Here is an 11,557-nt window from a genome sequence, read left to right as displayed (position 1 = left end):
TTGCTTCTTTATTGCCGCGGATCTGGCCTTTTGCCATGTCTTGCTCCTGATGAGAGTGTCGCGTCTGTGCCGGCGTATCCGACGGTTCGCCTTGTCAGGCGAGAAAGGTCGGTGATATCACGCGCTGGTAACTTGGCTCATTCGGTCGACGACCTGGCGGCCGTACAGAATCGCAGCGTCCACCGCGCGGCTCGGCGTGGCGGCTGAGCCGCCTTCCACGAAATCGGGCACCCCATGGGTGGTCGATTTCGAACCGTCGTGCCGGACCATGGTCAAGGTAGCCGTGAAGGACGCACTATTACCGGCGACCCTGCGCTTGACGATGGCGCACAGCCGATAACCTTTGTAGACGAAGTTATTTTCCATTTTCTTTCCTTTCTCGAGCATGTCGAATCGAATGCTGAATGCAATTAAAAAGCCCTCGATTGAGGGCTTTTTTTCATGGCTTGCGGATGCCCATCGAATCGGCGGCGCTAGCGCCTTGCCCGATTTCGTAATCCACGCTTTGGCTTTCCGCAGTCGTTGAACTGTGACTACTTCCAATTGCCCAACAGCGGCCGGGGATACCGTTGCCGGAGGTTCGCAGCGCCCTGAAATCGAAGCTTCGGGCGGGGGTGAACCACTTGAGGGGGCGTGTTTGCATGATTCTTCCTTGGAACGAAGGGATGCTCCTTCAAGCAGGATTCCAAGGAAGGGACTTTGAACGATAGAGCGCGGTGGCGCAGGAAGGTACAGAATCGCGGTACTTGAGTCTCTGGACCAGAGTGATCCACAACGGCGGCACTGTCAAGAAATGGATCGAAAGCCGGGGGTTTTCTGGTTACCGAATAAAACGTGGAAATGCCGTAGCAGGAACGAGCAGCTCCTCGACACTTGTGCTCTACTTCGAAAAACAACTTATCCCTGGGTGCTTTTGATGGGTGTCGTAAACCGCAATAACGCGCGGGTCAGCGGAAGCGGCAACACCACGCTGATCTTTGCCCATGGCTTCGGCTGTGACCAGAATATGTGGCGGTTTATCGAGCCTGCATTCACTCGAAACTACCGCACCGTGCTGTTTGACCTGGTCGGCAGCGGCAAGTCCGATCCTTCAGCGTATAACACCACGAAGTATGCGCGACTCCAGGGCTACGCCGACGATGTTCTGGAAATTGTCGAGGAATTCGGGCAAGGACGCATCGTATATGTCGGGCATTCCGTCAGCGCGATGATCGGCGTGCTCGCGGACCGAGCAAGCCCTGGATGCTTTGCATCACATATCATGGTTGCGCCCTCTCCCTGCTACATCAACCATGAGGATTATGTGGGAGGTTTCGAAAGGCGCGATATAGACGCGCTTCTGAAGACAATGGAAGAAAACTATCTTGGGTGGGCCAGCACCATGGCTCCGACGATCATGGGGACGCCTGGAAAACCAGAACTGGTGGAAGAGCTCAACAACAGCTTCTGCCGCAATGATCCCGAAATAGCCAGGGAGTTTGCACGGGTCACCTTTCTTTCCGATAACCGGCAAGACCTGATCGGGCTGGACACGCCTTGCTTGATCCTGCAAAGCAGCGACGATCTGATCGCACCGGAAACGGTGGGGAACTATATGCATCGCGTGCTTCCGCGAAGTACCTTGCGTATCATCGATAACGTTGGCCATTGTCCCCACATGAGCACCCCTGGCGCAATTGCCGACGCAATGCGGGAATTCCTCGGCGATCTTGCAGAAGCCGATAAGTGAAGTCTTTTTCGCTCGATCCGGCCAAGTTGTTTGAGCAAGCCCCGTGCGGCCTCGTTGCCACGGACGATACCGGCCGTATACTGATTTGCAATGCGACCTTCTGCAAATGGCTCGGCTACGAGGCACACGAACTTGCCCAGCGACGCCTGCAGGATCTCTTGACGATAGGCGCCCGCATATTTCACCAGACTCACTGGATGCCGCTGCTCAAGTTGCAAGGCTCCGTGGCGGAAGTAAAGGTCGATATCTCCCATCGCGATGGCACGGCCCTGCCGCTCATCATCAACGCGGTCCGTCATGTCGACGACGGGTTCGTTTGGCACGAACTTGCAGCATTCATCGCCAAGGACCGCGGCAAATATGAGAAAGAACTCTTGATCGAGCGCAAGCGCGCCGAACAGGCCCAGGAAGGACTCGTGCTCGCGGAGATGCGCTTGCGACTGGCATTGACGTCGGGCGCGCTGTATGTCTGGGACATAGACCCGGAGACACGCGTGCCACGCTATGAGGACGGGGCCGCGATGCTGCTGGGACATCGCACACCCAGACCGGTAACGGCGGCGGATATGCACGCGGCCATGAATCCGGAAGAGCGTGAGAACGAAGCAAAGGCGCTTGCCGCGGCGTTGGATGTGCCGGGAGTTCCTGTGAATTATCTTGTACGACTCGACGGTATCGATGGCGTGCGTCGTGTTATCGATGTGTTTGGAGCAAGCGTGTTCGACGCGAATCACGTACTGACCCGGTTCGTGGGTGTGATGCAGGACGTCACGGAACAGGCCAGCCAACACGCCGCGGCCGAGGACCGGGCGCAGTTCGCGGAGCAAATGGTGGGCATCGTCAGCCACGACCTGCGCAATCCTCTCTCGACGATCAAAATGGCGGCGTCGCTGCTCGCACGAGAGAGTGGGTCCGACCGGCAATCTCGCCTTATCGGACATATCGACGCTTCCACGGACCGCGCAAAACGCCTGATCGGAGAACTTCTGGATTTCACTCAGGCCAGGGTCGGAAAGGGTATCTCGGTCACGCCGACTTTGATCGATCTGCACGGTCTCATTGGACGCGGACTGGCGGAGCTACAACTGGCTTTTCCGGGCAATCCGTTTATACAGAAGACTTCCGGAACCGGCCATTGCCATGCCGATGCCGATCGTCTGATACAGCTGTTGGGAAACCTGACGGCAAATGCTGTCACCTATGGCACGCCCAATGCGCCGATCGTGATCGACACGGCAATCACGGATGCATCGTTCAGCATCGCCGTGCGAAACGAAGGAAGCCCTATTCCCGCATTATTGCAAGCGAAGATATTCCAGCCCATGACTCGGGGCGAGGGCCTGGATGAAGGAGCACGCAGTGTCGGCTTGGGTCTTTACATCGTGCAGCAGATCGCACGTGCCCATGCCGGGCATGTGGAAGTGCACTCTGACCTGGCATGCGGCACGACGTTCACCGTAACGATTCCCCGTCACAAGGCCCCTGCCCTGCCAGTATGAGAGCAGGTTGATGTCCGTAGTCGGGTGCGAATCGCACCCTGACGAGGCGTAACCCTGCTTCACTGCATCACATCAACGTTGGAGAACCTATGCAACGCGTTATCACTGAACATCAGATCCCCACGGGGGACTTCCGCCAGATCAAGTATGTAGGCGCCATCGAAAATAATGTGGACAATGGCGATAGCATGCCGGTTTGGCGTTTGGAACCGGATTCACCTTACGTGCAGCAATTCAGCGCCAGGCCGATCGATAGCTGGACAGAGGTGATGATCGATGTCAAAGATCCAGGCTCGCCGGAAACGCTGGCAAGGCTGAAGCGTGCCGTCGAAGCGCGACTTATGCAGCAGCTTGGCATTTACCCCCCTGACGAATGACGCCGAGAGGATGGCAGTGCGATGGTCGCAACGATTCAACAGGCGCACGATGCGGCGGCGTGCACATCATTGTCTCAATGCCCGCATGGATTTGCTCAGGGCCATTGCAAGCTCGTCGTCCCATATAGCCAGCAATGACAAAGGGTTAGCTCACTAGAAGTAAGCTAACCCTTTGATTTTATTGGTCGGGGCGGCGGGATTCGAACTCGCGACCCTCTGCTCCCAAAGCAGATGCGCTACCAGGCTGCGCTACGCCCCGAAGGTTGGCAAATATACCAGAAAGCCGGCCATTCATCAGGGCGCCTTCACCTGTCCCCGCGTCATGGGCAACACTTCGACCACCTGCTGGAACACCGGCGTGATCTGGTTGACGTCGTCATGCATGATGTCCAGGAACACATAGACATCCCCCGCCGGCGCGGCCTTCTTCGCCAGAACGGCGTAGTAATTGCCGCCGATGGTGGCGTCGCCCTCTCCCCGGATGCGCACTTTGCCACTATTGAGCACATAGGGCTGAAATGCCTCGCCGCACTGTGCATCGTTCTTGCAGGTGAACAGCGTCTCGAACCCGCCCTGCTTCAATGCGGCCTCATAGTTGCGATAAACCTCCAAAGCCGATTTGACGCCATCGATGAAGTAGCCGATGCGGGTGACCCTGCCTTCGAGCGCCAGCACTTGCACTTTGTCGTCATCCTTGATGGCGCGGTCGGGCATCTGCGCCTCGTCGTAATCCTGCCGGCTGTAGGCATTGATGCGGGCGCCAGCAAAGCGCGCCAGCACGGGATGGTCCCCCGCCCCTTCGATATCGTCCCCTTCCCGGCCCGTCCGGCCACCCTGCACTGTCGAACGTGCGTGCCCCTGCGCTGTCGAAGCTGCATGCTCCTGGGTTGTTGGGGCTATGCCCCCCGCATGGGCCGCCGGGCCCGCCACCAGCGTCAACGCGCCAAGTGCGGCCAGCGTCCACACCTTCGTCCTCGTATGCATAGCGTCCATCTCCTGATCGATTGAGACCGTCCCTCCAGACCAAGGGTCCGGCGAAGCTGGAGGCCATTATGCTGACGCGCCAAGCCGCCTCGGCCCGAACGGGACAAATTCGTCTCGCCCTCAATCGATCAGTTTGCCGTTCTCATGAAATGGATGAGGGCCGTCGAAACGGCCGATGGGCGCAAGGTGGCTCACGAGATGTCCATCAGGATCGAGGGCGTGAACGCGAAAAGCCGGTGGCTCCAGGATCCACGCCGAAACCGCGTCGGGCTGCAGATCCAGGCAGACCTGGTGTGCCGGTGACGGGCACACGCTGGCCACCGTCCCGCCGAAGCGCCTTTCGATAGGCCGATGGACATGGCCGCAGATGATGCGTTCGACGTGGGCGTGGCGCGCGACGATGCGCTCTAGTTCGGCCGCGCCCGCGAGCAGGCCGATCTTGTCCATGTGCCCGATCAGGGTCGCGAAGGGAGGATGATGCATGGCGATGACGGCAGGCCGCCCCGCGCAGCGCATCAGTTCAGTATCAAGCCATCGCAGTTGCGCTTCGTCCAGTTCGCCATGGCTCTTGCCCGGCACGCTGGTGTCCAGCGCGAGCAGGCGCAACGCGCCAATATCGACCGCATAATGGACCGGCCCGTCCGTGCCCAGATAGGCATGACCGGGAAATCCCGCACGCAAGCCCGTGCGCGTATCGTGATTGCCGGGCAGGAGATAGACCGGCATCGCCAACGGCGCGATCAACGAAGCAAGATGCGCGTATTCTTCGGCACGCCCGAAATCGCTGAGGTCCCCGGTAATCACCACGGCTTGCGGCGCCTGCGGCAACGAGCCGATCGCCGCGACCGCGGCGCGCAGATAAGGCGCGGTGTCCAGGCGTCCATAGGCAAGACGACCGGGCTCACGAATATGGGGATCCGTGATCTGCACGAATATCGCCGACGGCGCAGGATTGGCATCGGCACGCGCATACGCGGCCGTCACCGCGAAATCTTTCTCCATATCGCCCGACATGTTCAAAGCCTCCCCGCCTCGATGTCTTCAAGCTTCACGCCGCGCGTCTCGGGCGCCAGCAGCACAGTGACGGTAAGGCCAAGAAAACCGATCAGCGCGAAGAACCATAATGCTGCAGCATTGCCCCACCACGCGATGAAATTGGGAAACACCAGCACGCCCAGGATGGAGCCGATCCGGCTGACCGCCGTCGCCAGCCCCGTCGCGCCCGCGCGTATATCCGTGGGAAACAGTTCAGTCGGATAGACGAAGTTCAGGATGCCTCCCCCAGCGTTGGCGAATAGCACCGCGCAGCTGAACAGCACGACCAGGAACACGAACCCGGGGTGGGCGTTCAATGCCAGCACCACCAGCGCAGCGGTCAGCCCGGTGAAAGACGTGATCAACAGTGGACGACGCCCCCAATGATCGACCAGTTGCATGCCGACGAAGGAACCGATCAGCCCCAGCAGGGCGACCACCCCGGAACCCACCAGCGTCGCCGCATGCGAGCCCTTGGCAAAGGGCGAGATAAGTGTCGGTGTATACATCGCGATACCGTAATACGCCGTGGCATAGCAAAACCAGAAGCCGAACACGAAGAGGGTGCGGCGCTTCAACCTGGGCGTGAACAATTCACCCAGACTCACGGGCTTGGCCTGCGTAGCGGTCATTTCCACGTCCTGTCCCGTGACCTGGCGCATGATGGCCCGCGCCTCATCGACCCGCCCGCGCGACATCAGCCAGCGCGGCGACTCGGGCAGCGTGATGCGGAAGAAGAACACGACCAGCGCGAACACGGCACCGACCAGGAACATCACGCGCCACGCATTGTCTCCGAGCGGCAGGCAGGCCAGGCCGACGAGATAGGCGGCGAACGCTCCAACGAACCACATTGCGGCCAGAAAGGTGCCATGTCGTCCTCGATGATGGCGGGAACTGAACTCAGCTACCAGCGTCGCCGAAATTGGATAGTCGGCGCCGATACCCACGCCCAGCAGAAAGCGGAAAGCAATCAGTTGCCAAGCGTTCTGCGCACCCGCAGTGGCTATCGCGAAAACAACGAAGGCCAGCAGATCGACCACGTACATGGCTTTGCGACCGAAACGATCGGTCAGCCGCCCCAACCATGCGGCGCCGATGAAGGACCCGATGATGGCGGAGGACACCAGCAGGCTCTGCATCCCTCCGGCCAGCCCCCATTGCTTGATCAGCATGGGCAACGCTACCGCGATGATGGTCAGGTCGAAACCATCGAGAAAGGTACCTCCCGCGGAAAGCAGCGTCACCTTGCGCTGAAATCGTTTCACTTCCGGACTGTCAAAACCTTCGAAACTCATTTCCATCTCCTCCCTGGATCGCGACGACCGTTGCCGTGCCGACCTTCCAAGTAAGAAATGTGACTTGTCACAGACGATGGTGCAGTATCAAAACGTGAGAAATTGCGCTGGCCCATCACGCGCATCGAGCGGACTCATGCAGCGGTGTACTGCATCACTCCTTCACCAACTCCACCCGCCGGTTCTTCGCCCGGCCCTGATCGTTGTCGTTGCTGGCCACCGGCGCCAGCGAGGCCACGCCATAGGCTTCCAGGCGCTTCGCGTCGATGTGGTACTGGCTGGTCAGCGCCTTGACCACCGCGTCGGCACGCTGCTGCGACAGGGTCTTGTTATGCGCCAAGGCGCCTTCGTTGTCGGTATGGCCGACCACGTAGACCTTGAGCGACGCGTTGTCCTTGAGCAGCTTGCCCATCTGGTCCAGCGCCTCCTTGGACTCGCTCTTGATCTCGGCCTTGTCCGTGTCGAAATAGACGCCATAGATCGCCACCTTGCCAGACTGCTCCAGCGCTTTCTGCATGGCCGTGGCATCGAGTACCTTCACCTGGCCCTGCTGCATGGCCTTGGTCTCCACAACCTGCTGGTACACAGGCGTAAGGTGATTGGCATCGTCATGCATGATGTCCAGGAACACATAGACATCCCCCGCGGGTGCGGCCTTCTTCGCCAGCAGGCCGTAATACGTGCCGCCGAATACGGCATCGCCCTGGCCGGCGCGGCGGACCTTGCCGCTGTTGATTACATAGCGCTGGAAATCCTCGCCGCACTGCTCGTCGTTCTTGCATGCGAAGATCGTCTCGAAGCCGCCGTCCTTCAGGGCCGCCTCGTAGTTGCGGTACACCTCCAACGCCGACTTGTTGCCTTCGATGCGATAGCCGATACGCGTCACCTTGCCCTCCAGCGACAAGGTCTGCGCCTTCTCGTCACTGTCGATCTTCTGGTTGGGCATCTGCGCTTCGTCGTAGTCCTGCACGCTATAGGCATTGATATGGGCGCCGGCAAAGCGCGACAACAAGGGGTGATCCTTGGAGCCATCCAGGTCATCGGCCGCCCGCCCCGGCTGCGCGACCGCCAGCATCAGCGCGCCCAACGCGGCCAGCGTCCACATCTTCGTCCTTGCCCGCATGGCATCCTCTCCTCGTCGATTCAGACCCTTACCCGCCCGGCCAAGCCAGCCGACGGAACCGGCGGGAATTATGCCCAAGCCCCCTCACGCAGTTGTGCCAAAAGTCTCTAAGTTGTCTCACGACGTAGCCAGCCGGCTCACGCAGTGGTCCACCGCTTCGAAGAAAGAAGCGATCAGCCGGCTTTCACGCCGCTCGCGCAGGCAGCAGACGTGGATATGCGTCGACACCTCATTGCCTTCGATATCCAGGGGCCGCAGCCGCGGATCAGGCACGTATTCCGACTGGGACACGGTGCCTATGCCCATGCCTCTGGCCACCGCCTCGCGCAGCGCCTCGCGGCTGCCGATTTCCATCATGATGCGCGGCGCCAGCCCCAGCGCCTGCATCGCGTCTTCCAGGGCCTTGCGCGTGGTCGACCCGCGCTCGCGCACGATCATGGGCTCCAGCGCCAGTTCCCGCAGGCTGATAGAAGCGCGCCGGGCGAAGGGATGGTCCACATGCACGAACGCGATCACCGGATAGCGCGCGTACGAACGCATGTAATATCGGCTGCCGGCATGCCGGCTGGCCAGCACACCGACGTCGCACACATAATTGTCGAGGTTCTCCAGGACATACTCGGAGTTGCCCTGCATGACGGACAGGCCGATGGCTGGATACATGCCGTGGTAAGCCTCGATGATCTCCGTGACGTGGTAGGGGCTCACCGCGCCGATCTTCAGCGTTCCCCTGCGCAATGAGCCCCCGTCACCCAACAGGCGCCCGATATCGCTCTCAAGGGACACCATCCCGCGCGCCAGCGGCAGCAATTCCAATCCGAGCGGGGATAGTTCGATGCGGCGGCCGCGCCGTTGGAACAGTTCAGCGCCGTACTCCTGTTCGAGCGCCTGGATCTGCGAGCTGATGGTGCTGTGCTGCATGTGCAGCGCCCGGGCCGCCGCGGTCAGTCCGCCGTGCTGGACCACCGCGACGAACGCCCGGATCTGATTCAGCGTAATGCTCATGAACGGCATTCCCGAAAACTGAAAAATCGCAGCAAACCGAATCCTGCCATGACCACTACGCCGCCACGCCCATCGCGGGATCGCTGGTGCCATCCTTGCCCGTCTCCAGGCGCCCGGCGAAGCGGCGCGTATAGCCGCCGTCCATGTCCAGCGTGAAGTCGTACCAGCTGTTCGATCCGTCCAGGTTCCAGGAGGCATCGATCTGCTTGCCCGGACTCACGGTATAGGTCCACGGTCCGTCCTCGCGATAGGCATTGGCAGTGATGGTGACCGTGGCGGTACGCGTACCCACGTTCATGATAGTCAGCACCACCGTATTGCGCGGCGCTTCGTAGCACACCCGCACCTCGACGTTGTCGCCCGCCAGCGCCTGCGCGACATCCCCGCCGAACAGGCGATGATAGCCATTGGGCCCCAACACCCACAGCCTGTACTTGCCGGGAGCGGGCACGAAATAGGTATCGGCTTCCCACACATCGGAAATCATCTTGCCGGGCTCAACCGTGTAGCGGCAGGGAACGGCGTCCAGGTCGTATTGGTTATACACATGGAACACCGCGCCCTGGCTGCCGGTATTGCTGAAGGTCAGCCATACCTGCCCGGTGGCGGCATCCAGGTTGGCGCTGGTGTGCAGTTCGTAGGGCAACGCCCGTGAAGGGCGCGCCATCCGCGCCTGGACCGGCAGCGGCGCGCTGCCCGCCGCTGGAATCGGCACGGCACCGGCAGCCTTCTGGCTGGTGTTCAGCGCGTCGATCGCGGTCTTGTCGGCTGGCAGGCTGACGATAGCTGGAAAGGCATCGTTGGGCGTCTTGAAGTTGAAGCAGCTCGTCATGTCGCCGAACACCGTGCGCCGCCAGGGGCTGATGTTGGGTTCGGGGATTCCGAAGCGCTGCTCCAGGAAACGCAGGGTCGAGGTGTGGTCGAACACTTGCGAGTTGACCCAACCGCCCACGCTCCACGGCGAAATAACCAGCGTCGGCAGCCGCACGCCGCCGCCGAAGGGACGACCGTCCGGTCCTAGCGATTGGTCCGAGTCGTAGGGAAAGTGCGACATGCTGAAGTATTCGCGCGACACGTCCACCGTCGACTTGCCGGCATAGGAGCCATGGCCATCGGGCGAGGGCGGCACCGGCGGCGGCACATGATCGAAATAGCCGTCGTTCTCGTCGTAGTTGAGGATCAGTACCGTCTTGCTCCAGACCTCCGGGTTGGCGGTCAGGTAGTTCAATATCTTCTGGATGTACCACCCGCCCTGCTCCGGCGTGCCCATGCCGGGATGTTCGCTGTACGTCCCTGGCGCGACGATCCAGCTGACCTGCGGCAGGCGGCCCGCCGCCACATCGGCGCCGAAATCGGTCAGGTTGACCGGATCGGCCATCGTATTGCCCACGCCCTTGATCAGCGGTTCGCGGGCGGCCAGGTCCTGCGTGAACGCCGTGCTGACGGGATAGCCCCGCGCATTCAGGCGCTCCACCGCCGCGCGGTAGCTGGCGAAGGCGCCCAGCTGGTTGTTATTGCTGTTGTTGTTGTAGCCCTGGTAGACCTTCCAGCTGACGCCGGCCGCCTCCAGCCGTTCAGGATAGGTGGTCCACGTCAGGCCATTGGCGGAGGACTGTATCGTGCCGCCCGTCACCGTATAGCCCCAGGAAGCATTGGAGTTCACCACGTGGTCCGACACGTTGGCGCCATTCGTGCCGCTCCACAGGAACAGGCGGTTGGGGAAGGTGCCGGTGAAGCAGGACGTGTAGTAGTTGTCGCAGATCGTGAAGGCATTGGCCAGCGCGCGATGGAACTGCATTTCATGCTCGACGTCTTCCAGATAGCCCATCGTCTTGTTGCCCTTGGCCACGGGCCAACCCGTCATGCGGCCGTGATCCCAGGCATTCTGCTGGTCGGTCCAGCTGTGCGCCAGGCTGCCGTTCAGGGCTTGCCCCTGCGTGTAGTCCAGGTGGTAAGGCTGGATGATGGTGCCGTTGGCGGCACGTTGCAGCCACACCGAACCGCCTGACGCCATGGGAATGGTGAAGCGGTCGCTATAGCCACGCACGCCAGGCAGGGTGCCGTGATACTGATCGAAGGAACGGTTCTCCTGCATCAGGATGATCACGTGCTCGATGTCGCGTATGGTGCCCGTGGCATTGTTGGCGGGTATGGCCAGCGCGCGCTGGATCGACAGCGGGAACGAGGCCAGCGCGGCGGCGCCGGCCGTGCCGCGCAGGAAAGCACGGCGGTTGATGTTGGTCATGGTGGATACCGGATTCGGGTCAGGGAGCGCAGGAGCGCTGCTTGTCGGTGGCGGGTACTGCGCAGTCGCAGGCGTCGCCAGGTGAGGTCACGGGCGCCGAGGGTGGCGTCACGATAGGAACCTCGACTGGCACCTCCGTAGCTACATCATCAGCGTCATCGGAGCCGGAGTCGAAGCAGCCGCCCAGCAACAGTGCCAGGGCAGCCGCGCCCGTCGCCAGGCAGGCGCGGCGCGGCAGAAAGGCGTGCAGGATCATCATCGC

Annotated in this window: 11 protein-coding genes and 1 tRNA gene; 3 read left to right on the top strand and 9 right to left on the bottom strand. The window is 61.1% G+C overall.

Going from position 1 to position 11,557, the window contains the following annotated elements; translation table 11 throughout:
- Window positions 1–117: 117 nt before the first annotated feature.
- Window positions 118–543, bottom strand: a complete 426-nt coding sequence (locus CEY05_RS31885) for a hypothetical protein (protein ID WP_143220673.1) — start codon at window positions 541–543, stop codon at window positions 118–120.
- A 373-nt stretch (window positions 544–916) separates the two neighbouring features.
- Here CEY05_RS31885 and CEY05_RS27705 point away from each other — a divergent pair, with 373 nt between their 5' ends.
- The 3 genes from CEY05_RS27705 (at window position 917) to CEY05_RS27695 (ending at window position 3,605) form a co-directional block, all read left to right on the top strand.
- Window positions 917–1,729: an alpha/beta fold hydrolase gene (locus tag CEY05_RS27705; RefSeq protein WP_088600509.1), complete on the top strand. Its 813-nt coding sequence runs from the start codon at window positions 917–919 to the stop codon at window positions 1,727–1,729.
- A complete protein-coding gene (locus tag CEY05_RS27700; protein ID WP_088600508.1) occupies window positions 1,726–3,228 on the top strand; it encodes a PAS domain-containing sensor histidine kinase in 1,503 nt (500 codons plus the stop codon). Before CEY05_RS27705 ends, CEY05_RS27700 begins: the two co-directional genes overlap by 4 nt.
- An 89-nt stretch (window positions 3,229–3,317) precedes the next feature.
- Entirely contained in the window at window positions 3,318–3,605 is a 288-nt protein-coding gene (locus CEY05_RS27695; protein ID WP_088600507.1) for a hypothetical protein, read from the top strand.
- 182 nt (window positions 3,606–3,787) lie between these two features.
- Here the strand turns inward: CEY05_RS27695 and CEY05_RS27690 are convergent.
- The 8 genes from CEY05_RS27690 to CEY05_RS27655 all read right to left on the bottom strand — a co-directional run bounded on the left by CEY05_RS27690 (window position 3,788) and on the right by CEY05_RS27655 (window position 11,554).
- Window positions 3,788–3,864 (bottom strand) — tRNA-Pro (locus CEY05_RS27690).
- Between the two features lie 35 nt (window positions 3,865–3,899).
- The gene (locus CEY05_RS27685) at window positions 3,900–4,589 is read right to left on the bottom strand and encodes a hypothetical protein (RefSeq protein ID WP_143220671.1); all 690 of its coding nucleotides are present in this window, start codon (window positions 4,587–4,589) and stop codon (window positions 3,900–3,902) included.
- A 120-nt stretch (window positions 4,590–4,709) separates the two neighbouring features.
- A complete protein-coding gene (locus CEY05_RS27680; RefSeq protein WP_088600715.1) occupies window positions 4,710–5,591 on the bottom strand; it encodes a phosphodiesterase in 882 nt (293 codons plus the stop codon).
- A gap of 14 nt (window positions 5,592–5,605) precedes the next feature.
- Entirely contained in the window at window positions 5,606–6,922 is a 1,317-nt protein-coding gene (locus tag CEY05_RS27675; RefSeq protein ID WP_088600505.1) for an MFS transporter, read from the bottom strand.
- Between the two features lie 154 nt (window positions 6,923–7,076).
- Window positions 7,077–8,045 (bottom strand): OmpA family protein, encoded by a 969-nt coding sequence (locus tag CEY05_RS27670; protein WP_088600504.1) that lies wholly within the window; start codon window positions 8,043–8,045, stop codon window positions 7,077–7,079.
- 117 nt (window positions 8,046–8,162) lie between these two features.
- Window positions 8,163–9,044, bottom strand: coding sequence for a LysR substrate-binding domain-containing protein (locus CEY05_RS27665; protein WP_088600714.1), 882 nt, complete (start codon window positions 9,042–9,044; stop codon window positions 8,163–8,165).
- Between the two features lie 61 nt (window positions 9,045–9,105).
- Window positions 9,106–11,295, bottom strand: a complete 2,190-nt coding sequence (locus tag CEY05_RS27660; RefSeq protein WP_088600503.1) for a phosphocholine-specific phospholipase C — start codon at window positions 11,293–11,295, stop codon at window positions 9,106–9,108.
- A 19-nt stretch (window positions 11,296–11,314) separates the two neighbouring features.
- Window positions 11,315–11,554: a hypothetical protein gene (locus tag CEY05_RS27655; protein ID WP_088600502.1), complete on the bottom strand. Its 240-nt coding sequence runs from the start codon at window positions 11,552–11,554 to the stop codon at window positions 11,315–11,317.
- Window positions 11,555–11,557 lie beyond the last annotated feature (3 nt).

Source organism: Achromobacter sp. HZ34 (genome assembly GCF_002209485.1).
Taxonomy (GTDB): domain Bacteria; phylum Pseudomonadota; class Gammaproteobacteria; order Burkholderiales; family Burkholderiaceae_B; genus Bordetella_C.
The sequence above is the reverse complement of the archived record's forward strand: the minus strand, read 5'-3'. Positions and strand labels throughout refer to the sequence as shown.

What these genes read in the sequence shown, in the direction of transcription:
- CEY05_RS27705 (WP_088600509.1), top strand. Translation starts at nt 917, where the DNA reads ATGGGTGTCGTAAACCGCAATAACGCGCGGGTCAGCGGAAGCGGCAAC.
- CEY05_RS27695 (WP_088600507.1), top strand. Translation starts at nt 3,318, where the DNA reads ATGCAACGCGTTATCACTGAACATCAGATCCCCACGGGGGACTTCCGC.
- CEY05_RS27685 (WP_143220671.1), bottom strand. Translation starts at nt 4,589, where the DNA reads ATGCATACGAGGACGAAGGTGTGGACGCTGGCCGCACTTGGCGCGTTG.
- CEY05_RS27680 (WP_088600715.1), bottom strand. Translation starts at nt 5,591, where the DNA reads ATGGAGAAAGATTTCGCGGTGACGGCCGCGTATGCGCGTGCCGATGCC.
- CEY05_RS27675 (WP_088600505.1), bottom strand. Translation starts at nt 6,922, where the DNA reads ATGAGTTTCGAAGGTTTTGACAGTCCGGAAGTGAAACGATTTCAGCGC.
- CEY05_RS27670 (WP_088600504.1), bottom strand. Translation starts at nt 8,045, where the DNA reads ATGCGGGCAAGGACGAAGATGTGGACGCTGGCCGCGTTGGGCGCGCTG.
- CEY05_RS27660 (WP_088600503.1), bottom strand. Translation starts at nt 11,295, where the DNA reads ATGACCAACATCAACCGCCGTGCTTTCCTGCGCGGCACGGCCGGCGCC.
- CEY05_RS27655 (WP_088600502.1), bottom strand. Translation starts at nt 11,554, where the DNA reads ATGATGATCCTGCACGCCTTTCTGCCGCGCCGCGCCTGCCTGGCGACG.